We start from the raw sequence: 25,561 nt of genomic DNA on the forward strand, positions 1-25,561 counted from the left end.
TGAGCAAGAAGCAGAAGTTCGCACCCTACGGCTTCAGCGTCTCCAGAAACCGCACCGCCTCGCCCTGCGCGGGCGTCACCAGCTCGCCCTGCCACATCACGCGGTGGCCGCGGATGAAGGTGCCGACGGGCCAGCCGGTGACGCGCAAGCCGTCATAAGGCGTCCAGCCGGCCTTGGACGCCACCCATTGATTGGTGATGGTCTCGCTGCGCTTGAGGTCGACGATGGTGAAGTCGGCGTCGTACCCGGCGGCGATGCGGCCCTTGCATGCCATGTTGTAGAGGCGCGCGGGACCGGCGCTGGTGAGGTCGACGAAGCGCGCCAGCGAGAGCCGACCCGCATTGACGTGGTCGAGCATGACAGGCACCAGCGTCTGCACGCCGGTCATGCCGGAGGGCGAGGCCGGATAGGTCTTCTGCTTCTCCTCCAGCGTATGGGGGGCGTGGTCGGAGCCGAGCACGTCGATGATGCCCTGCTCGATGCCGCGCCAGATCCCGGCGCGGTGATCGGCGCCGCGCACCGGCGGGTTCATCTGCGCCAGCGTGCCGAGCCGCTCATAGCATTCGGGCGCAGCCAGCGTCAGGTGGTGCGGCGTCGCCTCGCAGGAGGCGACGTCCTTGTGGTCGCGCAGGAACTCAATCTCCTCCTTGGTGGAGATGTGCAGCACATGAATGCGCCTGCCGGTCTCGTGCGCGAGCTTGACCAGGCGCTGCGTCGCCATCAGCGCCGCGGTTTCGTCGCGCCACACCGGATGCGAGCGGGCGTCACCCTCGATGCGCAGCGGTTTGCGGTCGTTGAGGCGGTACTCGTCCTCGGCATGGAAAGCGGCGCGGCGGCGGATCACCTGGAAGATGCGGCGCAGGCTCTCGTCGTCCTCCACCAGCAGCGCGCCGGTCGAGGAGCCGATGAAGACCTTGACCCCCGCACAGCCGGGCGCGCGCTCCAGCACCGGCAGATCCTGAACGTTCTCGCGGGTGCCGCCGATGAAGAAGGCGAAATCGCAATGCATGCGGTGATGGGCGCGCTTCACCTTGTCGGTGAACTCGGCCTCCGTCACCGTCAGCGGCGCGGTGTTCGGCATCTCGAACACCGCGGTGACGCCGCCCATCACGGCGCTGCGCGAACCGGTCTCGAGGTCTTCCTTGTGCGTCAGGCCGGGCTCGCGGAAATGCACCTGCGTGTCCATCACGCCGGGCAGGATGTGCAAGCCCTTGCAGTCGATCATTTCGGCGGCGGAGGCGTGCGACAAAGGACCCAGCTCGGCAATGCGGCCACCGGCAATGCCGATATCGCGAACACCCTCGCCGTCCTGGTTGACGACGGTGCCATTCTTGAGGATCACATCGAAGCGCTGGGTCATGGCTGAAGGCCTCTCTCGTCCCCAAGCGCAGGGCTGGAGGTCTTGTCGTTTATGCCTCGCGGGCTTACGTTCCGGAGCAACATGTCGCAAGAGATTTTCGCATGAAATCAGCGTTTCTTCCCGACCGGGGCGTGGTCAAGGTCGCGGGCGAGGATGCGCGCAACTTCCTCAACGGCCTGATCACGACCGACCTCGACAGGCTGAAGCCGGGCCTGGGGCGATTCGGCGCGTTGCTGACGCCGCAGGGCAAGATCATCGTGGATTTCCTGATCACCGAGGTCCCTGCGGGCCATGGCGGCGGGTTCCTGATCGACTGCCCGAAGGCGCTGGCAGAGAGCCTCGCCACCAAGCTGAAATTCTACAAGCTGCGTGCCAAGGTCACGGTGGAGAATCTCGATCTCGGCGTGCTCGCGGCCTGGGACGGCCAGCCTGCGGCCCAGCCGGACCTTGCCTTCGCTGACCCGCGCAACGATGCGCTCGGCTTTCGCATCCTGATCCCCGAGGATCTCAAGCAGAAGCTGTCCGACCTCATCGGGGCCGACCTGGTCGACGCCGCCGAGTATGAGGCGCACCGCATCGCGCTCGGCGTGCCGCGCGGCGGGCTCGATTTCATGTATGGCGACGCCTTCCCGCACGAGACCAACATGGACCGCCTCGCCGGCGTCGATTTCGACAAGGGCTGTTATGTCGGCCAGGAGGTCGTCTCGCGCATGCAGCACCGCGGCACCGCGCGCACCCGCAGCGTGAAGGTGCTGCTCGACGGCGCCTCGCCCGAAGCCGGCGCGACCATCCTCGCCGGTGACAAGCCGGTCGGCACCATCGGCTCGACGTCGGGCGGCAAGGGCATTGCCCTGGTGCGCATCGACCGTGTCGCGGACGCGCTCGATGCCGGCCAGCCTCTCACCGCCGGCGGGCTCGCCATGAAACTCGCGGATCCCGACGTCGTGCGCATTCCAGCCAAGCACCCCATCGCATGAGCCGCGCTCCCCGCCTGCATCCCGACGGCCTGACGCGTTGCCCCTGGCCGGGCGATGATCCGCTCTATGTCGCCTATCACGACACCGAATGGGGCGTGCCGGAATATGACGACCGCGCGCTGTACGAGAAGCTGATGCTCGACGGTTTTCAGGCCGGCCTGTCCTGGATCACCATCCTGCGCAAGCGCGACAATTTCCGCAAAGCCTTCGACGATTTCCAGCCGGAGAAGATCGCGCGATACACGCCCAAGAAGATTCACGCGCTGATGAACGATGCCGGCATCGTCCGCAACAAGGCCAAGATCGACGGCGCGATCCTGAGCGCCAGGTCGTATCTCGACATCATGGAGAAGGGGCCTGGCTTCTCGAAGCTGCTGTGGGACTTCATGGACGGAAGGCCGCTGGTCAACAAGTTCAAGACCACCGCGAGCGTGCCGACCTCGACGCCGCTGTCGGTGCAGATCTCCAAGGAGCTGTCCTCGCGCGGCTTCAAGTTCGTCGGCCCGACCATCGTCTATGCCTTCATGCAGGCGACCGGCATGGTCAACGACCATCTCGTCGACTGCCATTGCCACGCGACCTGCGGCAAGACGCAGCGCAAGCCGCGCCTCAAGACCAGATGACCGCGAAGAAGACCGCGCGCGAAGCGCCGTCCCGCGCCTGGCAGCGCATGCTGTCGGGCCGGCGGCTCGATCTGCTCGATCCCTCCCCGCTGGATATCGAGATCGCCGACATCGCGCACGGGCTGGCGCGCGTCGCGCGCTGGAACGGGCAGACCATCGGGGCGCATATCTTCTCGGTGGCGCAGCACACGCTGCTGGTGGAGACCGTGCTGCGGCACGAGATGCCGCGCGCCGATCAGCGGATGCGGCTCGCCGCATTGCTGCACGATGCGCCGGAATATGTGATCGGCGACATGATCTCGCCGTTCAAGGCGGTGCTCGACGGTCATTACAAGGCCGTGGAGAAACGCCTGCTCGGCGCCATCCATATCCGCTTCGGACTGCCGCCGGTGCTGCCGGAGGAGATCACGCAGGCCATCAAGGCCGCCGATCGCGGCGCGGCCTATCTGGAGGCGACCGAGCTTGCCGGCTTCAGCGAAAGCGAGGCAAGGCGCCTGTTCGGCAGGGATCCCGGCCTCACCGACAGCGTCCGGCGCGACTACCTGACGCCCTGGACCGCGGCACGGGCCGGGAAGCAGTTTCTGGAGCGGTTTGGCGCGGTGTTTGCGTAGCATTATCCTTCGTCGGGTGGGCAAAGCGATGCGTGCCCACCAAACTGAGCGTGATGCGCGCTATTGCGAGATGGTGGGCACGGCGCTTTGCGCCTTTGCCCACCCTGCGAGCGCTCGCTATAATCGGCGGCAAAAAGGTCTCCCATGATCCACGTCTGTTCCCTCGCCGCGCTTCCCGAAACCGTCCGTCTCACCGGGGCCAGCCATGTGCTGACCGTGATGGCCAATGTCGAGCAGGTGGCGCGGCCGGTCTCCGTGCTGCCGGCCAATCATCTCAAGGTGTCGATGGACGACATCACCGAGGAGCTGGACGGGTTCGTCGCACCGTCCGAGGCGCATATCGATCTGGTGCTGAACTTCGTGCGCGGCTGGGACCGCAGTGCGCCGCTCGTAGTCCATTGCTATGCCGGCATCAGCCGCTCCACCGCGAGCGCCTTTGCGGCGGTCTGCGCGCTCAATCCAAACCGCGACGAACTCGAGATCGCCAGGAAGATCCGCGCGGCCTCGCCGATCGCCTCGCCGAACCGGCGCATCGTCGGCCTAGCCGACCGGGCCCTCGGCCGCAACGGCCGCATGCTGCGCGCGCTCGACGAGATCGGTCCGGGCGCGATGATGGTCGAGGACCGCCCCTTCGTGATCGAGCTCGAATGAGAAGAGCGCCGAATAGCAGCCGCGACGGGACTGCGCCCCCTCTCCCGCTTGCGGGAGAGGGTCGGGGAGAGGGTGTCTTCGCAGCGGGACAAACCCCTAGAGGAGAAAGCCCTCTCCCGGCGCTACGCGCCGATCTCTCCCGCAAGCTGGAGAGGTTACAGCGAGTCCGCGGCGAGACCGTCGCAATCAATCCTGCGATCTTCACCGCATGAGCGAGCCGCTCCTGACGCCGATCGAGATCGGCCTGACCGCGGCGATCGTCGCGATCGAGGGCCATGAGCCGCTGATCCTGACCGCGCGCGGCAGCGACGGGCTGGCTGGCCTGCCGTTCGGCCCGTTCGACGCACTCGCGCACCGCACCTTCGAGATCGGCCTGCGCGCCTGGGTCGAGGAGCAGGCGGGCCTGCGGCTCGGCTATGTCGAGCAGCTCTACACCTTCGGCGATCGCGGCCGTCATGCCGAGGCGGGCGACACCGGAGCGCATATGGTGTCGATCGGTTATCTCGCGCTGACGCGTGCGGTGGATGGCGAACTCGCAGCCAACGCGGCGAGCTTCGCGCCATGGTATCGCTTTTTCCCCTGGGAAGACTGGCGCGAGGAGCCGCCGGCGATCATCGCCCGCGACATCATCCCTGCGCTGACCGAGTGGGCCGCGGAGGAGACGACGGAAACGTTTCGCGCGCTGCCGCGCAAGGATCGCGTGCGGTTCTGCTTCGGCCTCGAGGGAGCTGCCTGGGACGAAGAGCGCGTGCTCGACCGCTACGAACTGCTGTACGAGGCCGGGCTGGTCGAGGAGGCGCGGCGCGACGGCCGCCCTGCGGCATTAGCGCGCAAGACGCTGCCTCCGCTCGGGACCTCGATGCGGTTCGACCACCGCCGGATTCTCGCCACGGCGATCGCGCGGCTGCGTGCAAAACTGAAGTATCGCCCTGTCGTGTTTGAACTTTTGCCGCCCGAATTCACACTTACCGAACTGCAGCATACGGTCGAGGCGATCTCCGGCCGGCATCTGCACAAGCAGAATTTCCGCCGCCTGGTCGAAATGGAAGCCCTGGTCGAACCGACCGGGGTGATGTCGACACAGACGGGCGGACGGCCGGCGGCGCTCTACCGCTTCCGCCGCGACGTGCTCCAGGAGCGGCCTGCACCGGGCTTGCGCGTACGCTCCCGGCGCTAGATCCTGAGATTTGCGCGATCGGCCCCTGCCCGCCGGTCGCCAGGAGGCTTCATGTTCGACGGCCCGTTTGACGTCTTTGCGCTGATCATCGCGATCGTCGCCTTCCTGATCGCCATCAAGGCCTCCAGCCAGGCGGCCGAGCTGCGCCGGCGACTGAACGCACTCGAAGCGATGTCTTATGCGCAACGGCCGGTCCAGCCGCCGCCGCTGATGCCCGCAGCGGTGCAGACGGAGGCGCCCGCAACAGCGCCGGCAGAGCCGCCGCCGCTTGCACACGAGCCCGAGGTTACGCCGCCTGCGCCGGTCGCCGCAGATGTTTCGCCGCCCCCACTCGAAGCCGGCCTTGAAGCCAGCGCACCGCCGCCGCTGCCCGCGCCGGCGCCCGGCTTCGAGGAGCAGCTCGGCACGCGCTGGGTGGTGTGGATCGGCGGCCTTGCGCTCGCGCTCGGCGGCTTCTTCATGGTGCGCTATTCGATCGAGGCCGGTCTTCTCGGCCCCGGCGTGCGCGTGTTCCTGGGCGGCCTGTTCGCAGCCGCGCTGCTGGGCGCCGGCGAATGGACCCGACGCAAGGAGAGCATCTCCAACATCGCGGCGCTGCCGATCGCCAACATCCCGGCGATCCTCACCGCGGCGGGAACGGCGGTTGCGTTCGCCACCATCTATGCAGCCTACGCGCTCTACGGCTTCCTCGTGCCCGCCACCGCCTTCGTGCTGCTCGGCATCGTGGCAATGTGCACGCTCGCTGCCGCGCTGCTGCACGGGCCGGCGCTCGCCGGCCTCGGCGTGGTCGGCGCCTTCGTGACGCCGGTGCTCGTCTCCAGTGGCAAGCCCGATTATTGGGCGCTCTACATCTATCTCGCCGTCGTCACCGCCGCGAGCTTCGGCCTTGCCCGGATCCGGCTGTGGCGCTGGCTTGCGGTCACCACGATCGCTTTCGCCGTGCTCTGGCTCTTCCCCGGCCTCGACGCCGAGCAGGTCCAGGTCGCGCCGCACGCCTTCCATGTCATCGCCGGCTTCGTGCTGGCCGCGCTGCTCGTCGTCTGCGGCTTCATGTTCGGGCCTGCAATCGAGGACGGCGAGATCGAGCCGATCTCGTCGGGTTCGCTCGGCGCCTATCTGTTCGGCGCGATGCTGATCGTGCTGTCGAGCGCGCATGCCGACCTGGCGCTGATCGCGTTTGCGCTGCTGGTCGGCGGTACGCTACTCGTCGCCTGGCGCGCGCCGGCGGCGACCGGCGCGCTCGGCGCGGCCGCGGCGACCGTCTTCATCGTGTTCGCCGAATGGGCGGTGCGCGCCAATCCTGACATGCTGGTGCTGCCGGGCGGTGCGATGTCCGGCGTCGGGCCCAGCGCGATCGGCAGCTCGGTGACGCTGCATCTGGTGACGGCCGCGCTTTTCGCCGCCGGCTTCGGCATCGCCGGCTTCCTGGCGCAGGGCCGCTCGAACTCGGCGATCATCCCGGTGGTGTGGTCAGCGGCGGGCGTCGCGACGCCGATCGCGATCCTGGTCGCGCTCTACGCGCGTATCGCCCATCTCGACCGCTCGGTCCCGTTCGCGATCCTCGCGGTGCTGCTCGCCGCAAGCTTTGGCGCGGCGACCGAGGCGCTGACGCGCCGCGAGACCCGGCCGGGCAGCATGATCTCCACCGCCTTGTTCGCGACCGGCACGCTCGGTGCGCTGGCGCTGGCGCTGACCTTCGCGCTGGAGAAGGGCTGGCTGACGATCGCGCTCGCGCTGATGTCGCTCGGCACCGCCTGGATCTCGCTGCAGCGGCCGATCCCGTTCCTGCGCTGGCTCGCCGCCATTTTCGCCGCGCTCGTCACTGCGCGCATCGCCTATGACCCACGCATCGTCGGCGATGCCGTCGGCACCACGCCGATCTTCAATTGGCTGCTCTGGGGCTACGGCCTGCCTGCGGCCTCGTTCTGGGGCGCGAGCATCTTCCTGCGCCGACGCGCCGACGATCCGCCGCTGCGCATGGTCGAGACGGCCGCGATCCTGTTCACCGCGCTGCTTGCCTTCATGGAGATCCGGCACTTTGCGACCGGTGGCCGCATGACGGCGGGCCCCTCGCTGCTCGAATTCGCGCTGCAGGTCTGCGTCACGCTCGCGATGGCGATCGGACTGGAGCGGTTGCGGCTGAGGAGCCAGAGCATCGTGCACAATGTCGGCGCCGTCGTGCTCACGGCGATTGCCGGGTTCATCGCCGTGTTCGGTCTCTTGATCCTGGAGAATCCGATGGTGCTCTCCAGCGTCAATGTCGGCGGCCTCGTCTTCAACCTGCTGCTGCTCGGCTACGCGCTGCCGGCGGTGCTGATGCTGCTGCTGTCCTATGCGGTGGCGGGCCACCGCTCCGTCGCCTACGCCAACACGATCGCGGGCGGCGCACTGGTGTTCGCGCTCAGCTACGTGACGCTGGAGATCCGCCGCTTCTACCACGGCCCGGTGCTGCTCTACGGCGGCACCACGAGCGCCGAGCAATACACCTATTCGATCGGCTGGCTGGCGTTCGGGGTGGTGCTGCTCGGCGCGGGGATCCTGTTCAATTCGGAGCGTGCGCGGCTGGCCTCTGCCGCCGTCATCGCGCTGACCATCCTCAAGGCCTTCGCAATCGACGTATGGACGCTGACAGGCGTCTACCGCGCGCTGTCGTTCATGTGCCTCGGCGTCGTGCTGGTGGCGATCGGCTGGCTCTACCAGCGAATCCTGTTCCGGCGGCAGGTGGTGCCGCCGCCGGCTGCGCCGACGACCAGCTGAACCGCTCGAGGCGTGATCTTTGCGGAAAACCGCTGCACGCGTTTCCGGATCATGCTGCTGAAGATCAGGCCGCGCGGACCGATTCCAGGAACTGCGCGACCTCGACCTTCAGGCGGGTGCTGTCGGTCGCCAGCGACTTCGCTGCCGAAAGCACTTCACCCGAGGCCGAGCCGGTGTCGATCGCGCCGCGCTGCACGTTGGTGATGTTGGACGAGACCTCCTGGGTGCCGAGGGCGGCCTGCTGGACGTTGCGCGAAATCTCCTGCGTGGCGGCGCCCTGCTCCTCGACGGCGGCGGCGATGGCCGAGGCCACCTCGGACAGCCGCTCGATGGTGCCGCCGATCTCCTGGATGGCGCTGACGGATTCCTGCGTCGCGGTCTGAATCCCCGCGACCTGCGCCCCGATCTCGCCGGTCGCCTTGGCGGTCTGCTCGGCCAGCGCCTTGACCTCGGATGCGACGACGGCAAAGCCGCGGCCGGCTTCGCCGGCGCGCGCCGCCTCGATCGTCGCATTCAGCGCCAGGAGGTTGGTCTGGCCCGCGATGGTGTTGATGAGCTCGACGACGTCGCCGATGCGGGAGGCCGCCTGCGACAGCGCGTTGACGCGGTCGTTGGTCCGCGCCGCCTGCTCGACGGCTTCCGCAGCCATCCGCGCCGAATCCTGCACGCGACGGCTGATCTCGGTGATGGAGGACGACAGCTCTTCCGAGGCGGACGCCACGGCCTGGACGTTGGTGGAAGCTTCCTCGGACGCAGCCGCAACGACGGTTGCGAGCTGCTGGCCGCGCTGCGCCGTACCGCTCAGCGTGGCCGCGGAAGCCTCGAGCTCGGTCGAGGCCGACGACACCGTCTCGACGACCTCGCCGATCATGACCTCGAAATTGCGCGTGATGGCATCGACGCGGCGGCCGCGCTCGATCTTGGCCTCGGCGTCGCGCGCGGCAGCCTCGTCGGCGGCCTTCTTGGCGATCAACGCCTCCTTGAATATCTGCAGCGCGTCCGCCATCGAACCGATCTCGGTCTTCTCGCCGCGATGCGGGACCTCGGCCGAGAGATCGCCCTCGCCGAGCGATTGCATCGGACGGATGATCGAGGCGATGCCGCGCGAGACGTCACGCACGAGATAATAGGCGGCGGCAATCGCGATCACGACGGCCGCGACGATGATGCCGACCAGCACGCGGAAGATCAACGCGTAGCTGTCGGCCGCCTGCTTCGTCTCCAGCTCGGCGCCCTGGTTATTGAGCTCGATGTTCTTCTGCAGCAGAGGATCGGCGGCCTGGGCCATCTTGGCGACCTTGGTCTGCAGCATCTCGTTGGCATCGGTCGGGAAACGGCCGACGCTCTTGCGCGACAGCGCCATCGTCTCCTGCACGCCGTTCAGATACTCGGTCCACGCCTTGCTCCATTGCTCGTAGATGGAGCGCTCCTCGGCGACGGTGATCAGCGGCTCGTAGACCTTGCGTGTCTTCTCAATACGCTCGCGCAAGCCTGCCAGACGCTTTTCGGCAGCGTCCTTGCCTTCGGCGGTATCCTGCATCAGGTGCAGACGGAGCGCGACGCGCAGCTCGTTGATGTCGGCGCGCATGGAGCCGAGCGCACGCACGCTCGGCAGCCAGCTCTGCGCGATCTCGACGGTGTGGGCGTTGATGTTCTGCATGGTGCCGATCGCCGTCACGCCGACGCCGGCGAGCGAGAGAACAAGGACCGACAGCACGGTCAAGAGCTTGAATACGATCGACAGTTTCGACATCACGACAACCCCGATATAGCCAGCAACGCGAGAATGACCCGCGCCGCAATTGTCGCGACGGACGACAGGGCGGAAGTCAGTTCAACAATGCTGGCTGGTTCTTGTCCCGAGAGATTGCGCCCATAATCGCAAACAGGCGTTAACAGGAACCTACGTAAAACTACGGCTCGCGCCCGTGATCGCCATTCACTGCAGCCCGTCTGTTGCAGCCGCATGGACATCTCGTGCCGCGATACGGACACGGCTTGATGCGCGGCATCATTGGAGCGGGCCGGCGGCTTCCTCCGAGGCTGACCGCGAGCGTCACGCCGCGCGCACGGTACCCAGGAATTTTTCGACCTCCAGCTTCAGCCGATTGCTGTCGCCGGACAGCATCTGGGCCGCGGACAGCACCTGCGAGGAGGCCGAGCCGGTCTCGCTCGCGCCGTGCTGCACGTCGGCGATGTTGGACGACACTTGATGGGTGCCTGCCGCCGCCTGCTGCACGTTGCGGGATATCTCCTGCGTTGCCGCGCCCTGCTCTTCGACGGCAGCCGCGATCGTCGAGGAGATCTCCGACAGTTTCTCGATGGTGTGACTGATGTCCTTGATCGCACCGACGGAATGTTCGGTCGCGGTCTGGATGCTGGCGATCTGCTGGCCGATCTCGCCGGTCGCCTTCGCGGTCTGCTCCGCCAGCGCCTTGACCTCGGAGGCGACGACGGCAAAGCCGCGGCCCGCCTCGCCGGCGCGCGCGGCCTCGATGGTCGCATTGAGCGCCAGGAGATTGGTCTGGCCGGCGATGGTGTTGATCAGCTCGACGACGTCGCCGATCCGCGCCGCAGCCGCGGAGAGCTCCCCGACGCGGTCGGTCGTGGTGCGGGCCTGGCTCACCGCTTCGCCCGCGACGCGAGCGGATTCCTGCACCTGGCGGCTGATCTCGGTGATCGACGACGACAGCTCTTCGGTCGCCGAGGCCACCGACTGCACGTTGGTGGACGCTTCCTCGGAGGCGGAAGCAACCATGGTGGTGAGCTCCTGTCCACGCGCCGCGGTCGATGTGAGCGTCGAGGCCGAGGCTTCCAATTCGGTCGCGGCCGAGGACACGGTATCGACGATCTCGCCGATCGCGGCTTCGAAGCCGTCAGCAAGCTTGTGCATCTCGGCCTTGCGCTGCGCGGCCGCGATCTGATCCTGCCTGATCTTGGCCTCGGCCTCTTCGCGCGCCTTCTGTTCTGAGACGATCTTGAATTTCTCGACGGCCGCAGCGACGCCGCCGACCTCGTCCCTGCGGCCGAGCCCGGGCAGCACCACCGAGAAATCGCCGTCGGCGAGCTTGTCCATGGCCACGGTGAGCGCCCGAATGGGTCGGGCGATGGTCACGAACGACATCAGCCAGGAGCCGACGAGGACGAACATGGCGAGTGCGCCGACCAGGATCGCAAGCCGCTCGCTCGATTTCATTTGGGCAGCGGCCGCAGCATTCTTCTCCTCGGACCTAAGGTTCGCGTACTCGGCGATCTGGCCGATCAGCCCGTCGAGTTGGGCTGCGATCGGCAGGGTAAGCTCGCGCGCGATGCGAATGGCATCTTCATTGAGCTTCGCGGCGCGCGGCGCGCCGTCTGCACCGCTCGCGGCCAAGGCTTCGCCACGGACGGCGGCGATCTGCTGCGCAGCCTTTGCGTAGTCCGCGGCCAACGATCTCAGTTTCTCCATCCGAGCGCGGTTCTCGGCCGCATGAGAAAGTCTCAGCATGGCATCGACCAGCGAGCCCATCGCGGCCTGCCGATCGCCCAGAGCCTGGATGGCCTTCTGAAGATCTGCCGTGTTGTTGGCGAGACGAAGGTCTCGCACGGCGAGCTGCATGCCGCGAACCGCAGCTTCGGCCTTGACCGCGTCGCGGGCGATTTCCCGCTGTGCAAGTGCGCTCTGGCTGGTCTCCTGGACGCTCGCATTGCCGAGCATCTGGCTTGCGATCATGGCTCCGACCAGAAACACCCCGAGCGCCGAAGCGATCGCCAGCTTGGTCCCGATCCTCAGATTTTGAGCAAGGCTCAACATGGGTACCTTTCCTCCAAAGGAATTGCGCAGCTGAGTCGTTGTCGGCTGCCTTGGCGTTGATTGCGCCCTTGCCCAAAAATTGAGCGCCGCACATTCCGATTTGGTTAACCAGGTCCCTCGCAGTAATACTGATCTTTACGCTCAAACGGTTGAGTGCGAGAAAGATGTCTCTCGCCCCGGTTGTCAATTGCAACTGGAGATCGCGCTCAAGAAGACTTGCATCCGGCGCTCTCGCCGACGAGGCTGATGCGGAAGACCGGCTTCTTGTTCTCGTCGAGCAGCTCCATGCACCACTCGGCGTTCGGCTTCAGGCTGCGCGCGATGCCGCCGAGCAAATTGGCGCAGACCTCCGTCATCTCGGTCCAGGCGGCCGCGCGATCCTCGAACTCATATGGCTGGTCGGCGGCGCCGGAATAGCGACCGGTACTGATGCGGAAAAAGTACAGCGACATCGTTGAACCCTTTTATCGGGCCGCGCCCCCGGCCGTACGCAAACTGAAGCGCGAACCGCTACCAACGCATGAAAGCCGCCGTCCGTATGACTACGGCGCGGCGGCTTCATGTTCGATGGAGATTTTTATCGACGAAGTGTGCGGGCGTCCCGCCGGGCCGTCTCACTGAGTCGAGCGGCGCAGCTCCAGCGGGGCCTCGTTCTTGGCGGGCTCGGACCTCACTTCGGCCTTGGCCTCCGCCTTCACCGGCTCGAGCCGGCTGCTCTCGACCCGCGGCGTCTCCACGCGCGCGGCGACCTCGGTGTTGGCCGGGCTAACCGACCCGGTGTGCTCCGGCCTGTGCAGCGAGCGCGGGCGCGCTGCGGCGCGGGCCATCAGCATCTGGTTGCCGCCCTGGTGACGGAAGTCGCAATAGGCGAAGCCCATGCCCGACACGGAGCCGCGGAAGCTGCGATCGTCGGTCTTTTCCAGGTTGAAACAGGGCTCGAACGGAATCCCCTTGATCGAGGCGCAGACATTCTGGCCGCGGATCTGGAGCGTATTGCCGGGCAGGCGGAGATGCTTGACCGGGCCCGCGCCCGAGAACTGCACCGCACCAGCGGCGCCGAGATCGTCGAGGATGCGGCCTGCACCGCGGGTGCCGTCGAAACAGGTGAAGGCAAACACTTTGCCGGCGACGAAGCGACGTGCCTCGTCGGCGTTCATGCTTCCGGCAACGGCCGGCGCAAACGTTGCTGCCGCCGTGACAGCCCCCAACACAAAACGCGCAAGCATGCTCAACTCCGAACCCAACCCCGCAGCGGGCGATGCCTTATCTCTTTACCCGCTGCTTACCATACGAACCATGGCGACATTGAAGCAGCTTGGTTGGTAAAGTCTGAACGCCGTCAGACAATTTTTACCACGATACGGCCGCGCACCTCACCGGCCAGAATCTTTGCGCCCCAATCCGAAACCTCGCCAAGCGAAATTTCCTTAGTGATTTCAGCCAGTTTCGTCCGATCGAGGTCGGATGCGAGGCGCTCCCAGGCGGCCTTTCTGGGCTCGATCGGACACATCACCGAATCGATGCCGAGAAGGCACACTCCGCGCAAAATAAACGGTGCCACGGAGGACGGCAGGTCCATGCCCGCCGCCAGGCCGCACGCCGCGATCGCTCCGCCATATCGCGTCATCGAGAGCAGATTGGCGAGGGTGGTCGAGCCGACGCTGTCGACGCCGCCGGCCCAGCGCTCCTTGGCGAGAGGTTTGGCCGGCGCCGACAGGTCGTTGCGGTCGATGATTTCGGCAGCTCCCAGGTGCTTCAGATAGTCGGCCTCAGAGGCCCGGCCGGTCGAGGCGATGACGTGGTAGCCGAGCTTGGAGAGCACGGCGATCGCAACCGAGCCGACGCCGCCGGCGGCACCGGTCACCACCACCGGGCCGCTCTTCGGCGACAAACCGTGCTTCTCCAGTGCCAGCACCGCGAGCATCGCGGTGAACCCGGCGGTGCCGATCGCCATGGCATCGCGCGCCGAGAGTCCCTCCGGCAAGGCGACCAGCCAGTCGCCCTTCACCCGCGCCTTCTCGGCATAGGCGCCGAGATGGGTCTCGCCCATGCCCCATCCGGTGCAGACCACCTTGTCGCCGGCCTTCCACTGCGGATGCGAGGAGGCCTCGACCGTACCGGCGAAGTCGATGCCGGCAATCATCGGGAAGCGGCGCACCACCGGCGCCTTGCCGGTGAGCGCAAGGCCGTCCTTGTAGTTCAGCGTCGACCATTCGACCCGGACGGTGACGTCGCCGTCCATCAGCTCGGCTTCATCGAACTGCGTGAGCGCGGCAACGGTGCCCTTGTCCGCCTTGTCGATCCGGATCGCCTTGAATGTGGCCACGACTGAACTCCCTGACTTGTCTGTCCGGGATGTTTAGCCGATCAGGCGGGCTGCGCAACCGCCCGTGCCACCGGTTTCTCCACGATCGGAAGATTGATCAGCGCGGAGAGCACGCCGAACAGGATCGAGAGCCACCAGATCGGCGTGTAGGAACCGAACTTCTCGAACACGATGCCCCCGAGCCAGACGCCGAGGAAGCCACCGACCTGATGGCTGACGAAGGCGAAGCCGTAGAGCGTGGCAAGCCAGCGCGTGCCGAACATCAGCGCCACCAGCGCCGAGGTCGGCGGCACCGTGGAGAGCCAGGTCAGGCCGGAGATCGCACCGAACGCAATCGCCGAGAACGGCGTGATCGGAAACGAGATGAAGGCGAGTGTCGCCAGCGCGCGCGTGAAGTAGATGGTCGAGAGGATGTAGCGCTTGGGCAGTGTGTTCTGGAGATAGCCGACGCTGAGCGAACCGACGATGTTGAACAGGCCGATCGCCGCGATCACCCAGCCGCCGGTTTGTGCGGTGATGCCGCGATCGACCAGGAAGGCCGGCAGATGCACGGTGATGAAGGCGAGCTGGAAGCCGCAGGTGAAGAAGCCGAGCACCAAGAGCACATAGGAGCGGTGGCCGAAAGCTTCGGCGAGCGCCTTTGTAATGGTCTGCTCATCGGCAGGCGCCGTATTGGCCGTGCTTGCGACAGGCGGCGTCGAGAGCGCCAGCGACAGCGGGATGATCAGCAGCATCAGGAAGCCGAACACGGAGAGCGCCTGCTGCCAGCCGAAATTATCGATCAGCGCAACGCCGATCGGCGCGAACAGGAACTGGCCGAACGAGCCCGCGGCGGTGCCGGCGCCGAGCGCAATGCCGCGCTTCTCCGCGGGCAAGAGCTTGGTGAAGGCCGACAGCACCAGGTTGAACGAGCATCCCGCCAGACCAAAGCCGATCATCACGCCGGCCCCGATGTTGAGTGACAGCGGCGTCGAGGAATAGCGCATCAGGAGCAGCCCGCCGGCATAGAGGAGCGCACCGACGCACATCACCCGGAACAGGCCGAAGCGATCCGCGACCGCACCGGCGAACGGCTGGCCCAAGCCCCACAGCAGGTTCTGCACGGCGATCGCAAGGCCAAACACGTCGCGGCCCCAGGAGAATTCGTGGCTCATCGGCTGCACGAAGAAACCGAGCGCCGAGCGCGGACCGAAGCCGAGCATGCCGATCGCACAACCGCACAGAATGATGATGGCCGGGGTGCGCCAGTTGGAGGAACGTGGGGCCGGAGCAAGTTCGCTCGCTGATGTCGACATGGTGCTCCTCGTCTGTCGTTGGCGGAGCGGCAAAGTAGCCGCCGCGAACGTGCCATTTAATGCACTTGCATGAAAATCCCAAGTCAAAAACGGTTGCGTTCCACGAGGAGCTGTCGCGGGAGCATTGCATTTCAATGTGGCCTCACCTGACCCGTCCAAGCCTGACGGAATTGTGTGAGATCGCATCTTGGCAATCCCCGGTAGAGCATGCTATGTTTGATTTGCTCAGACTGAGTATATATGCCGATCCGATAATATCCCGACTGGCCTCTTGGCCGGTATTTTCGGACCTCATATATACTCAAAATGAGCATAATCGATTTAAGAGGGAGGCTTCGATGCCGATCGCTGCAATTTACGGCCCCGACGACTTTGCCAACCGGCCTCCAGGCCAGGTGACTGCCTCCCCCCGGGCCGCACCGGCACGAACGGAAGCCGGGCTGCCGACGCCCTCGCTGGCATGGACGCCGGAGGTCGCCCGCGCCACCGCGCCGCTCTATGAGCGCGTCAAGCATGTGATCCCGCCGATCGAGTGGCCGCTGATGGCGCCGACGATCCTGGCGATCAACGAGCTGAAGCGCGCCCGCGGCGCGGTGATCCTCGCGCACAATTACCAGTCCCCCGAGATCTTCCACTGCGTCGCCGATATCGGCGGCGATTCGCTGCAGCTCGCCGTCGAAGCCACCAAGGTGAAGGCCGGCATCATCGTCCAGTGCGGCGTGCATTTCATGGCGGAGACCTCGAAGCTGCTCAACCCCGACAAGACGGTGCTGATCCCCGACGCGCGCGCCGGCTGCTCGCTCGCCGCCAGTATCACCGGCGCCGACGTCCGCCTGCTGCGCGAGAGATTTCCCGGTGTGCCGGTCGTCGCTTACGTCAACACCTCGGCCGAGGTGAAGGCCGAGGTCGACATCTGCTGCACCTCCTCGAACGCGGTGCAGGTGGTCGAGAGCCTTGGCGCTCGAAGCGTGATCTTCCTGCCGGATCGCTATCTCGCAACTTACGTGGCCTCGAAAACCGACGTGAAAATCATCGCCTGGAAAGGCGCCTGCGAAGTGCACGAGCGTTTCAAGGGCGAAGAGCTGCGCGCTTTCCGCGAGGCCGATCCCTCAGTGCAGATTATCGCGCATCCGGAATGTCCGCCGGACGTGCTGGCGGAAGCCGACTTCACCGGCTCGACCGCGCACATGATCAACTGGGTGCGTGAGCGGCGGCCGCGGCGGCTGGTGATAATCACGGAATGCTCGATGGCCGACAATGTGCGCGCCGAGCTGCCCGACGTGGAGATGCTGCGCCCCTGCAATCTCTGCCCGCACATGAAGCGCATCACGCTCGCCAACATCCTGGACAGCCTGCTGACGCTCCGTGAGGAGGTGACGATCGATCCCGCGCTCGCGGAGAGGGCAAGGCGTTCGGTCGAGCGGATGATCAATCTGAAGAATTGAGGGCGACCTGTAGCGACAAACACTGCTGTCGTCCCTGCGAACGCAGGGACGACAGCGGAGTGAATGGAGAGAATAATGACCAACAACATCCACAACCTCACTCGTACCGACGACGTCGTCATCGTCGGCGGCGGTCTTGCCGGAGTGTTTTGCGCGCTCAAGCTTGCACCGCGTCCGGTGACGCTGATCTCGGCCGCACCGCTCGGACAGGGCGCATCATCCGCATGGGCGCAGGGCGGCATCGCCGCCGCGGTGGCCGAGGGCGACACGCCGGAGGCGCATGCTGCTGACACGATCGCGGTCGGCGGCGGCCTCGTCGACGAGGCGGTCGCACTCGGGATCGCCCGCGAGGCGGCGCCGCGCATCCACGACCTGCTCGCCTATGGCGTGCCGTTCGATCGCGGTCTCGAAGGAAAGCTTGCGGTCGGGCGGGAAGCTGCGCACTCGGCCCGGCGCATCGTGCATGTGCGCGGCGACGGGGCGGGCGCCGCGATCATCGCGGCCTTGAGCGAAGCGGTGCGCCGGACGCCGTCCATCCGCGTGATCGAAAGCCTCGTCGCCGAAGCCCTCTTGACCGAGGATGGCGTCGTCACCGGGATTCAGTTGCGCGAAGCCGGCAATCGCGCGGCACGGCCGCTCCTGCTCGCCGCGCGCGCGGTGGTGCTTGCCACCGGCGGGATCGGACACCTCTATGCCGTCACCACCAATCCGCTTGAAGCCAGCGGCTCGGGCCTTGCCATCGCGGCCCGCGCCGGCGCCGTGATCGCCGACCCCGAATTCGTCCAGTTCCACCCGACTGCCATCATGACCGGAGGCGATCCGGCACCGCTCGCCACCGAAGCCCTGCGCGGCGAAGGCGCGACGCTGGTCAACGGCAATGGCGAGCGCTTCATGGCGACGCGCCATCCGCTCGCGGAGCTCGCGCCACGCGACATCGTGGCCCGCGGCGTGTTCGCCGAGATCGCAGCCGGGCGCGGCGCCTTCCTCGACGCACGGGCGGCGCTCGGCGCGCGCTTCGCCGACAGATTTCCGACCGTGCATGCGAGCTGCATCGCCGCCGGCATCGATCCGGCGAGGCAGGCCATCCCGGTCGCGCCCGCCGCGCACTACCATATGGGTGGCATCGCGGTCGACAGGCGCGGCCGCAGCTCGATCGACGGGCTCTGGGCCGGCGGCGAGGTGTCGTCGACCGGCGCGCACGGCGCCAACCGGCTGGCCTCGAATTCGCTGCTGGAGGCGGTGGTCTACGCCGCGCGCATCGCCGACGACATCGCCGGCCGAGTTCTTCCCTCCCCTGCCCGCCTTCCCGATGCATTGGTGGCACCGCGCGGCGGCGCGCCGGATGCCGCGGCCGTGCGGCGGCTGCGGGCGACGATGAGCTCCTGCGTCGGCGTGATGCGCGACGATGACGGCCTGGTGGAAGCCGTGCGCCACTTCGCCGCGCTCGAACGCGGGGCCACGAGCACCACGCTGCGCAACATGGCGACCGCGGCCCTGCTTGTCGCCGCTTCGGCGTGGAGCCGGCGCGAAAGCCGCGGCGCGCATTTCCGCATCGACCACCCGGCGGAGGTGCCCGCGCTGGCGCAGCGGACGATGACCACCCTCGCCGCGATGCGCGAGGCCGCCGAGAGCCTGAGCGAGCGGCCAGTCCCGCGCAGCGTTCTGATTGCCTGAAGGAAGCCCCGATGACCCCGACCTCACTGCTCTATCCCGATGCCTTCCTCTCACCGCTCGCAATCGACGCGGCCGTGCAGCGCGCGCTCGACGAGGACCTCGGCCGCGCCGGCGACATCGCCTCGCTTGCGACGATCCCGGAAGCGACCAGAGCCCAGGCGGTCCTGGTGGCGCGCCAGTCCGGCGTGATCGCCGGCCTGCCGCTCGCGCTCGCGACGCTGCAGAAGCTCTCGGCCGACATCGAGGTGCGCGCCCATGTCCGCGACGCCGCACGCGTCGCCCGCGGACAGCAGGTGATGACGATCTCGGGCCCCGCGCGCGCCATTCTCACCGCGGAGCGGTCTGCGCTGAACTTCGTCGGCCGCCTGTCGGGCGTCGCGACGTTGACGGCGGATTATGTCGCGCGCGCCGAAGGCACGAAGATGCGCATCTGCTGCACGCGCAAGACCACGCCGGGGCTCAGGGCGCTGGAGAAATACGCGGTGCGCTGCGGCGGCGGCTTCAACCACCGTTTCGGCCTCGACGATGCGATCCTGATCAAGGACAACCACATCGCGGTCGCCGGCGGCATCCGTCCGGTGCTGGAGCGCGCCCGCGCCCATGCCGGCCATCTCGTCAAGATCGAGATCGAGGTCGATACGTTGTCGCAATTGCGCGAGGTGCTCGACAGCGAGCTGGCCGACGCCGTGCTGCTCGACAACATGGACCTTGCGACGCTGCGGGAGGCCGTCAGGCTCAACGAGGGCCGCCTCGAGCTGGAGGCGTCCGGCGGGGTCACGCTGGAGTCGATCGCCGCGATTGCGGCGACCGGTGTCGATTATGCGTCGGCGGGTGCGCTGACGCATTCGGCGCCAAATTTCGACTGTGCGCTGGATATCGAGGCCTAATTCAAGCGCCTGAGCTTCCACAACGTCATGGCCGGGCTTGTCCCGGCCATCCACGTCTTGCCGACGAAGCACGAAGAACGTGGATGCCCGGGGCGAGCCCGGGCATGACGGTCTTTCGTGAAGGCGCTACCGACGCTCACCCATCTCCGCGGAGCTCTTGGCCTCCTGGGCGAGCTCGGCGGAGAGCGCTGCGGTCTGGGCCGGCGTGCCCCAGCTCGGCTCTTCGCTGCCGTCGCCCCAGGCGCGCGGGCGGTAGAAGGTGTGCACGCCGGTCTTGTACATCTTCTTCATCTCGGCGACCCAGGACGGACGCACCCAATAGGCATGATAGTGCGTGGACTTGCCGACCTCAGGCAGCCAGATCTGGCCGTCGAGCATGGCCTTGGCGATCTTCTTGGCGCGCTCCCACATTTCGGGCTCGCGGATCACGTCGGTATTGTTGTCGCAGGCGAAGGTGAACTGGCAGGCGAGATGACGATGCTTGTTCTGATAGACCGCGCCGCACACGGTGTCCGGATATTTGCCGGAGAACACGCGGTTCATCACGACTTGCGCGACGGCCATCTGGCCGCGCACCGCCTCGCCGCGGGATTCGAAATAGACCGCTTCGGCGAGGCACTTTTCGGACTTGGCGCGCGACTTGTCGTCGAGCGCGAGCCGCTCCGCCGGCGACCTCGTGCGCTGGTTGTCGGCATTGACCTCGCCCTTCGGCGCAACGCTCTCGCCGCTCTCGATGTCCTTGGCGATCTCCACGGTCGGCGGCGTCAGCGAGGCCGTCGCTTTCATGTCGGGATCGGGCATCACGATCAGCGGCTCGGCGCCGGGTTGCCAGCTCTCGATGCTCTCCAGATTGCCGCCGAGCGAGGAACTGCCGAAGAACAGGTTGGCGGTCTTGACGCTGAAGGGATCGCGCACCGGCGTGGTCGGCGCGGTGGTCCGCTTAAGCGCCTCGAGCGGCGCGGTCGCGAGCGCGCGCGCGGCGTCGCTGGCCTGAGGCGCGTTGGTGTATTGCGGCAGCGGCGGCGCGCGCAGCGCTTCCTGGAGCTCGGGATCGAGCGCGGCCGCGGATTCCGGTGACATCGGCAGTGGCAGGGCGGCGGTCTTGGCGCCGAACACCGAGCTGTTCGACGTCGCGGGATCTTCCTGCGCCGGTGCCGCAGCGGGCGCGGCCGTCTCCGGAGCCTGGCCCGGTGTAGCAATTGCGAGGCGATCACCCTTCATGGATCGATCGACCTTGGGAAAGTCGGACGCCTGGTAGCGCGGCACGGTCTGCAGCGCCGGATTGCGGCGGATCGCGCCGGTGACGTCGCGGCCGTCGAGGCTCGCGAGGCGCACCATCGCGCTCTGCGGAACCGAGGTGCCGATGGGGCGGGAAAAACTGTAGGTCGCGAGCTGGATCGAGGACGCCGCGGAGAACACCTGTTTCTGCCAACGCTCGGCGACGCCGGGTTGCCGGGCCAACAGAGAGGCAATGTCTTGATAGCCGGTCTCTCTCGGCATCAATGCGAAGATGCAGAGACCGATGCCGAAGGACGCGAACCGCGCGCCCTTCGGATGGTTACGCAACACTGACATCAACACGCTCACGCTACGCTTACGCCAGAAAAATCGAGCCGCAGTACATCCGTGCAATTCGATCTTTATCGTAAGTATCCAATTTAGGTTGCCGGGGCGTTAATCGGCGTTGCGCGAGCAGCACACTCAAGCGAACACAGGTGTTTTCACGGGGCGATGCTGCGCGTTGGTAAATTCCTCGTCACGTGAAGCGGTAAACGACCGGTCAACGCGAATGGTGAAGGAACTCTTGACGGCGCGTAGCAATACGGAGCGCGCGGTTCCCGGTGGTGCGCAAAGCGCCGTCCGCATCACCACCGGTGGCATGCTCCGCGAAAGCGGGGCATCCAGTACGCCGCGGCTTCTCGATTCAATCAGCGCTGCCTCGGCGTACTGGATCGCCCCGGTCGAGCCGGGCAATGACAGCGAGTATGTGGCGAGTGCGTCCCGCGATCTCCGTCATTGCGAGCGCGGCGAAGCAATCCAGAGTCTTTCCGCAGAAGCAGTCTGGATTGCTTCGTCGCAAGGGCTCCTCGCAATGACGAGAGGAGAGACCCTCGCTCAAAATGAAAGAGGCGGGGTTTTGGCCCCGCCTCTTTTGCATTACATCTGCGTTCGACTTACGCCTGGCTTGCGATCTCCTTGCCGAGCGCGGCTTGTGCGGCGGCAAGGCGCGCGATCGGCACGCGGTAGGGCGAGCAGGAGACGTAGTCGAGGCCGATATGGTGGCAGAAGGCAACCGAGGCCGGATCGCCGCCGTGCTCGCCGCAGATGCCGACCTTGAGCTTCGCCCGCGTCTTGCGGCCGCGCGCGACGCCGATCTTGACCAGTTCGCCGACGCCTTCCTGGTCGAGCGAGATGAAGGGATCGACCGAGAGGATGCCTTTGGACACGTAGGTCCCGAGGAAGCTCGCGGCATCGTCGCGGCTGATGCCGTAGGTGGTCTGCGTGAGGTCGTTGGTGCCGAACGAGAAGAACTCGGCCGACTGCGCGATCTCGCCCGCGAGCAGGCAGGCGCGCGGCAGCTCGATCATGGTGCCGACCTGATAGGCCAGCTTGGTGTTGGTCTCGCGCATCACCGCCTGCGCCGTGGCATCGATCCGCGCCTTGACGAGATCGAGCTCGGCCTTGGTCGCGATCAGCGGCACCATTACCTCAAGGCCGACGGCCTTGCCGGTGCGCTTCTCGGCCTCGACCGCCGCCTCGAAGATCGCACGCGCCTGCATCTCGGCAATCTCCGGATAGGCGATCGCGATGCGGCAGCCGCGGAAGCCGAGCATCGGATTGAACTCCGAGAGCTCGCGCGCGCGATCGGCGAGGCGCCGCGGATCGGTGTTCATGGCTCGCGCCACTTCCTCAACCTCGGCGTGGGTGTGCGGCAGGAATTCATGGAGGGGAGGATCCAAAAGCCGGATCGTGACGGGCAGACCCTTCATGATCTCGAACAGCTCGACGAAGTCGGCGCGCTGCATCGGCAGCAGCTTGGCGAGCGCGGCGCGGCGGGACTGCTCGTCCTCGGAGAGGATCATCTCGCGCACTGTGCGGATGCGGGTCTCTTCGAAGAACATGTGCTCGGTGCGGCAGAGACCGATGCCTTCGGCACCGAACTTGATCGCGGTGCGCGCGTCGTCCGGCGTATCGCCGTTGACGCGGACGCCGATCTTGCGGACCTGATCGGCCCAGTTCATCAGCGTGCCGAACTCGCCGGACAGCTCCGGCTCGATCATCGGCATGCGGCCGGCGAGCACCTGGCCGAGCGAGCCGTCGATGGTGATGACGTCGCCCGTCTTGAAGGTGCGCGAGCCGATGCTCATGGTGCCGCGGCCGTAATCGACGCGGATGGTGCCGCAGCCGGAGACGCAGGGCTTGCCCATGCCGCGCGCGACGACCGCCGCGTGCGAGGTCATGCCGCCGCGCGTGGTCAGGATGCCTTCGGCGGCGTGCATGCCGTGGATGTCTTCCGGGCTGGTCTCGATGCGGACCAGGATCACCTTGCGCCCGTCGGCCTGAAGCTTGGCCGCTTCATCCGAGGAGAACACGATCTCGCCCGAGGCTGCTCCCGGCGAAGCCGGCAGGCCGGTCGCGATCACGTCGCGCTTGGCGTGGGGATCGATGGTCGGATGCAAGAGCTGATCGAGCGAAGCCGGATCGATCCGCGTCACCGCTTCCTTCTTCGAGATCAGCCCTTCATTGGCGAGCTCGACCGCGATGCGCAGCGCGGCTTTCGCGGTGCGCTTGCCGCCGCGGGTCTGCAGCATCCAGAGCTTGCCCTGCTCGACCGTGAACTCCATGTCCTGCATGTCGCGGTAGTGCTTCTCGAGCAGCGTGTAGATCCGCGTCAGCTCCTTGAAGGCCTCCGGCATCGCCGATTCCATCGACGCCTTGTCGGAGCCCGATTCCTTGCGCGCTTCCTCGGTGATGTCCTGCGGCGTGCGAATGCCCGCCACCACGTCCTCGCCTTGCGCGTTGATCAGGAACTCGCCGTAGAGCTTGCTCTCGCCGGTCGAGGGATTGCGGGTGAAGGCAACGCCGGTGGCCGAGGTCTCGCCCATGTTGCCGAACACCATGGCCTGCACGTTGACCGCGGTGCCCCAGGATTCCGGAATGTCGTGCAGCTTGCGGTAGGTCACCGCGCGCGCGTTCATCCAGGATGAGAACACCGCACCGATCGCGCCCCAGAGCTGGTCGTGCGGATCCTGCGGGAAGTCCTTGCCGGTCTCGCGCGCGACCGCGTCCTTGTACTTGCCGACCAGCTCGACCCAGTCGTTGGCGGACAGATCGGTGTCGAGCGTGTAGCCCTGGCTGTCCTTGAAGGTGTCGAGGATCTCCTCGAAGTGATGATGCTCGAAGCCGAGCACCACGTCGGAATACATGGTGATGAAGCGGCGATAGCTGTCATAGGCGAAGCGGCGGTCGCCCGACAATTCGGCCAGCGCTTCGACGGTCTGATCGTTGAGGCCGAGGTTGAGCACCGTGTCCATCATGCCCGGCATCGAGGCGCGCGCACCTGAGCGCACCGAGACGAGCAGCGGGTTCTTGGTGTCGCCGAAGATCTTGCCGGTCAGCTTGCCGACGTGGTCGAGCGCCTTCTCGACCTGTGCCTGCAATTCCTTCGGGTAGGTTTTGCCGTGCGCGTAGAAGTAGGTGCAGACCGAGGTCGGGATGGTGAAGCCGGGAGGCACCGGCAGGCCGAGATTGGCCATCTCGGCGAGGTTGGCGCCCTTGCCGCCGAGCAGGTCGCGCATCTCCGTCCGGCCTTCGGCCTTGCCGTCACCGAATGTGTAAACCCATTTGCCGGCCTTGACGGCGCTTGGGGCCGCCTTCGCGGGCGCAGCCTTCTTCGCTGCGGGCTTGGCAGCAGCCTTCGGCAGAACGGCCTTGGTCGCGGCCTTTTGCCGCCGGCTTGGCTGCGGGCTTGGCAACGGCTTTGGCGACCGGCTTCGGCGCGCTCTTGGCCAGCGCCTTGCGGGCTGGCGGCGCGGCCTTTGCGGCGGCAGAGGACTTTGATTTCGCTGGCATTTTCGCTGGGATTTTCTTGGGCTTCGAGGCGGCTTTGGCCATAGCTTGCACACAACCTGCGAGAGGAATGGGAAATCGCGGGCCTTACACCACTTTGGGCGGGCCCGCGCAAGTCGAACAGTTCCGAAAAGTGAACGCCTAGAAGCGGAGCCACTTCAGGAGCCCGAGCCCGATCGCGCCGTTCACGATCAGGAAGATCGCGACGATCAGGTTCAGCAGCCGCGGCATGATCAGGATGAGCACACCCGCAATCAACGACAGGATCGGCGAAATGTGGGCGACGGTGATGTGCATGAACTATCTTTCTGTGGAGGGGGCGAATCGCGGGCGGATCATAGCCCTCCCGGTTCCGCGAGTAGAGACGCGCAACGGACGAGGCAGGTTCCGGCGCCCACGAAAACTGCCTGAAATTGCCGCGAATGCGGCAGGGCTTTCCCGGAACATTGCCACCTCGCACGCATTGGCAACCGGTCGCGCCTGTTGCGCGTCCGAACCATCACGTCGAAGGAGTTGTCCATGCGGAACAGGATTCTTGCTCTTGCAGCGCTCGCGGCCGCGATCGGCTCGCCTCTGGCGGCGCAGGCGCAAACCAGTGTCACCGTCGGACGCGCGCCCGCCGTGGTCGACAGCGGCCCAACCATCGCCGTCGAGCAGCGGCCGGCTTTCCGCGACTACGTCGTCGAACAGCGTGTGCCGGCCTTCAGCATCCCCGATCGCGTCGTGGTCGGCACTACCTTACCTGAGGCGGGCGTCACCTATTACGACGTGCCGCAACGTTTCGGCGCCACCACCTATCGCTACACCGTCGTGAACGGCGAGACCGTGCTGGTCGAGCCGCGCTCGCGCCGTATCGTCGAGGTGCTGGACTGAGGCGGCATCGAACCGAGTTCGACTAGATGTCCGGCGCGTCAC

At 66.5% G+C, this 25,561-nt stretch carries 19 protein-coding genes and 1 pseudogene; 10 read left to right on the forward strand and 10 right to left on the reverse strand.

Translation table 11 applies throughout. The annotated features are described in order from the left end of the window. Window positions 1–25: 25 nt before the first annotated feature. The gene (locus ACETMP_RS14940; protein WP_375161520.1) at window positions 26–1,360 is read right to left on the reverse strand and encodes a dihydroorotase; all 1,335 of its coding nucleotides are present in this window, start codon (window positions 1,358–1,360) and stop codon (window positions 26–28) included. 101 nt (window positions 1,361–1,461) lie between these two features. On the opposite strand from ACETMP_RS14940, the gene ACETMP_RS14945 reads away from it, so the two are divergent. The 6 genes from ACETMP_RS14945 (at window position 1,462) to ACETMP_RS14970 (ending at window position 8,156) form a co-directional block, all read left to right on the forward strand. After that, the gene (locus tag ACETMP_RS14945; protein WP_375161521.1) at window positions 1,462–2,337 is read left to right on the forward strand and encodes a YgfZ/GcvT domain-containing protein; all 876 of its coding nucleotides are present in this window, start codon (window positions 1,462–1,464) and stop codon (window positions 2,335–2,337) included. After that, window positions 2,334–2,960 carry a DNA-3-methyladenine glycosylase I gene (locus ACETMP_RS14950; RefSeq protein WP_375161522.1) on the forward strand — a complete coding sequence of 209 codons (627 nt, stop codon included), beginning with the start codon at window positions 2,334–2,336 and terminating at the stop codon, window positions 2,958–2,960. Before ACETMP_RS14945 ends, ACETMP_RS14950 begins: the two co-directional genes overlap by 4 nt. Further along, complete coding sequence (locus ACETMP_RS14955) at window positions 2,957–3,571, forward strand: YfbR-like 5'-deoxynucleotidase (protein ID WP_375161523.1); 615 nt, start codon at window positions 2,957–2,959, stop codon at window positions 3,569–3,571. Before ACETMP_RS14950 ends, ACETMP_RS14955 begins: the two co-directional genes overlap by 4 nt. A gap of 144 nt (window positions 3,572–3,715) precedes the next feature. Next, window positions 3,716–4,222 (forward strand): tyrosine phosphatase family protein, encoded by a 507-nt coding sequence (locus tag ACETMP_RS14960; RefSeq protein ID WP_375161524.1) that lies wholly within the window; start codon window positions 3,716–3,718, stop codon window positions 4,220–4,222. 208 nt (window positions 4,223–4,430) lie between these two features. Next, window positions 4,431–5,399 (forward strand): NAD regulator, encoded by a 969-nt coding sequence (locus ACETMP_RS14965; RefSeq protein WP_375161525.1) that lies wholly within the window; start codon window positions 4,431–4,433, stop codon window positions 5,397–5,399. A gap of 51 nt (window positions 5,400–5,450) precedes the next feature. Beyond that, the gene (locus tag ACETMP_RS14970; protein ID WP_375161526.1) at window positions 5,451–8,156 is read left to right on the forward strand and encodes a DUF2339 domain-containing protein; all 2,706 of its coding nucleotides are present in this window, start codon (window positions 5,451–5,453) and stop codon (window positions 8,154–8,156) included. Between the two features lie 64 nt (window positions 8,157–8,220). Here ACETMP_RS14970 and ACETMP_RS14975 read toward each other — a convergent pair whose 3' ends face one another. The 6 genes from ACETMP_RS14975 to ACETMP_RS15000 all read right to left on the reverse strand — a co-directional run bounded on the left by ACETMP_RS14975 (window position 8,221) and on the right by ACETMP_RS15000 (window position 15,570). Continuing rightward, window positions 8,221–9,909: a methyl-accepting chemotaxis protein gene (locus ACETMP_RS14975; protein ID WP_375161527.1), complete on the reverse strand. Its 1,689-nt coding sequence runs from the start codon at window positions 9,907–9,909 to the stop codon at window positions 8,221–8,223. 303 nt (window positions 9,910–10,212) lie between these two features. Then, window positions 10,213–11,949 (reverse strand): methyl-accepting chemotaxis protein, encoded by a 1,737-nt coding sequence (locus tag ACETMP_RS14980; RefSeq protein ID WP_375161528.1) that lies wholly within the window; start codon window positions 11,947–11,949, stop codon window positions 10,213–10,215. Window positions 11,950–12,155: 206 nt separating this feature from the next. After that, complete coding sequence (locus ACETMP_RS14985) at window positions 12,156–12,401, reverse strand: hypothetical protein (protein WP_375161529.1); 246 nt, start codon at window positions 12,399–12,401, stop codon at window positions 12,156–12,158. A 162-nt stretch (window positions 12,402–12,563) separates the two neighbouring features. Beyond that, complete coding sequence (locus tag ACETMP_RS14990) at window positions 12,564–13,175, reverse strand: hypothetical protein (RefSeq protein ID WP_028134917.1); 612 nt, start codon at window positions 13,173–13,175, stop codon at window positions 12,564–12,566. Between the two features lie 113 nt (window positions 13,176–13,288). Beyond that, on the reverse strand, window positions 13,289–14,275 hold the full coding sequence (locus ACETMP_RS14995; RefSeq protein WP_375161530.1) for an MDR family oxidoreductase: 987 nt from the start codon (window positions 14,273–14,275) through the stop codon (window positions 13,289–13,291). A gap of 41 nt (window positions 14,276–14,316) precedes the next feature. Then, window positions 14,317–15,570, reverse strand: a complete 1,254-nt coding sequence (locus tag ACETMP_RS15000) for an MFS transporter (protein WP_375161531.1) — start codon at window positions 15,568–15,570, stop codon at window positions 14,317–14,319. A gap of 338 nt (window positions 15,571–15,908) precedes the next feature. On the opposite strand from ACETMP_RS15000, the gene nadA reads away from it, so the two are divergent. The 3 genes from nadA to nadC all read left to right on the forward strand — a co-directional run bounded on the left by nadA (window position 15,909) and on the right by nadC (window position 19,576). Then, entirely contained in the window at window positions 15,909–17,015 is a 1,107-nt protein-coding gene (gene nadA / locus ACETMP_RS15005) for a quinolinate synthase NadA (protein WP_375161532.1), read from the forward strand. 75 nt (window positions 17,016–17,090) lie between these two features. Beyond that, window positions 17,091–18,689, forward strand: coding sequence for an L-aspartate oxidase (locus ACETMP_RS15010; protein ID WP_375161533.1), 1,599 nt, complete (start codon window positions 17,091–17,093; stop codon window positions 18,687–18,689). 11 nt (window positions 18,690–18,700) lie between these two features. Further along, window positions 18,701–19,576 carry a carboxylating nicotinate-nucleotide diphosphorylase gene (gene nadC, locus ACETMP_RS15015; RefSeq protein ID WP_375161534.1) on the forward strand — a complete coding sequence of 292 codons (876 nt, stop codon included), beginning with the start codon at window positions 18,701–18,703 and terminating at the stop codon, window positions 19,574–19,576. Between the two features lie 126 nt (window positions 19,577–19,702). On the opposite strand, the gene ACETMP_RS15020 is transcribed toward nadC, so the two are convergent. From ACETMP_RS15020 to ACETMP_RS15030, 3 genes and pseudogenes are all read right to left on the reverse strand, one after another. Then, entirely contained in the window at window positions 19,703–21,151 is a 1,449-nt protein-coding gene (locus tag ACETMP_RS15020; protein ID WP_375161535.1) for a cell wall hydrolase, read from the reverse strand. Window positions 21,152–21,750: 599 nt separating this feature from the next. Then, a pseudogene (gene ppdK / locus ACETMP_RS15025) lies at window positions 21,751–24,691 on the reverse strand (pyruvate, phosphate dikinase). 96 nt (window positions 24,692–24,787) lie between these two features. Further along, the gene (locus tag ACETMP_RS15030; RefSeq protein ID WP_008562090.1) at window positions 24,788–24,943 is read right to left on the reverse strand and encodes a DUF3096 domain-containing protein; all 156 of its coding nucleotides are present in this window, start codon (window positions 24,941–24,943) and stop codon (window positions 24,788–24,790) included. A 222-nt stretch (window positions 24,944–25,165) separates the two neighbouring features. Between ACETMP_RS15030 and ACETMP_RS15035 the strand changes: the two genes are divergently transcribed. Then, window positions 25,166–25,519 (forward strand): DUF1236 domain-containing protein, encoded by a 354-nt coding sequence (locus ACETMP_RS15035; RefSeq protein WP_028134910.1) that lies wholly within the window; start codon window positions 25,166–25,168, stop codon window positions 25,517–25,519. Window positions 25,520–25,561 lie beyond the last annotated feature (42 nt).

The sequence above is a fragment of the Bradyrhizobium dasycarpum genome (genome assembly GCF_042019905.1).
In the GTDB taxonomy this organism is placed as follows: Bacteria; Pseudomonadota; Alphaproteobacteria; order Rhizobiales; family Xanthobacteraceae; genus Bradyrhizobium; species Bradyrhizobium japonicum_B.

Bases quoted from the DNA above. Each gene is read 5' to 3' on its own strand.
- ACETMP_RS14950 (WP_375161522.1), top strand. From the start codon at position 2,334: ATGAGCCGCGCTCCCCGCCTGCATCCCGACGGCCTGACGCGTTGCCCC.
- ACETMP_RS14945 (WP_375161521.1), top strand. From the start codon at position 1,462: ATGAAATCAGCGTTTCTTCCCGACCGGGGCGTGGTCAAGGTCGCGGGC.
- ACETMP_RS15000 (WP_375161531.1), bottom strand. From the start codon at position 15,570: ATGTCGACATCAGCGAGCGAACTTGCTCCGGCCCCACGTTCCTCCAAC.
- ACETMP_RS14990 (WP_028134917.1), bottom strand. From the start codon at position 13,175: ATGCTTGCGCGTTTTGTGTTGGGGGCTGTCACGGCGGCAGCAACGTTT.
- nadC (WP_375161534.1), top strand. From the start codon at position 18,701: ATGACCCCGACCTCACTGCTCTATCCCGATGCCTTCCTCTCACCGCTC.
- ACETMP_RS14955 (WP_375161523.1), top strand. From the start codon at position 2,957: ATGACCGCGAAGAAGACCGCGCGCGAAGCGCCGTCCCGCGCCTGGCAG.
- ACETMP_RS15030 (WP_008562090.1), bottom strand. From the start codon at position 24,943: ATGCACATCACCGTCGCCCACATTTCGCCGATCCTGTCGTTGATTGCG.
- ACETMP_RS14985 (WP_375161529.1), bottom strand. From the start codon at position 12,401: ATGTCGCTGTACTTTTTCCGCATCAGTACCGGTCGCTATTCCGGCGCC.
- ACETMP_RS15010 (WP_375161533.1), top strand. From the start codon at position 17,091: ATGACCAACAACATCCACAACCTCACTCGTACCGACGACGTCGTCATC.
- ACETMP_RS14980 (WP_375161528.1), bottom strand. From the start codon at position 11,949: ATGTTGAGCCTTGCTCAAAATCTGAGGATCGGGACCAAGCTGGCGATC.
- nadA (WP_375161532.1), top strand. From the start codon at position 15,909: ATGCCGATCGCTGCAATTTACGGCCCCGACGACTTTGCCAACCGGCCT.
- ACETMP_RS15035 (WP_028134910.1), top strand. From the start codon at position 25,166: ATGCGGAACAGGATTCTTGCTCTTGCAGCGCTCGCGGCCGCGATCGGC.
- ACETMP_RS14965 (WP_375161525.1), top strand. From the start codon at position 4,431: ATGAGCGAGCCGCTCCTGACGCCGATCGAGATCGGCCTGACCGCGGCG.
- ACETMP_RS14940 (WP_375161520.1), bottom strand. From the start codon at position 1,360: ATGACCCAGCGCTTCGATGTGATCCTCAAGAATGGCACCGTCGTCAAC.
- ACETMP_RS14970 (WP_375161526.1), top strand. From the start codon at position 5,451: ATGTTCGACGGCCCGTTTGACGTCTTTGCGCTGATCATCGCGATCGTC.
- ACETMP_RS14975 (WP_375161527.1), bottom strand. From the start codon at position 9,909: ATGTCGAAACTGTCGATCGTATTCAAGCTCTTGACCGTGCTGTCGGTC.
- ACETMP_RS14960 (WP_375161524.1), top strand. From the start codon at position 3,716: ATGATCCACGTCTGTTCCCTCGCCGCGCTTCCCGAAACCGTCCGTCTC.
- ACETMP_RS15020 (WP_375161535.1), bottom strand. From the start codon at position 21,151: ATGTCAGTGTTGCGTAACCATCCGAAGGGCGCGCGGTTCGCGTCCTTC.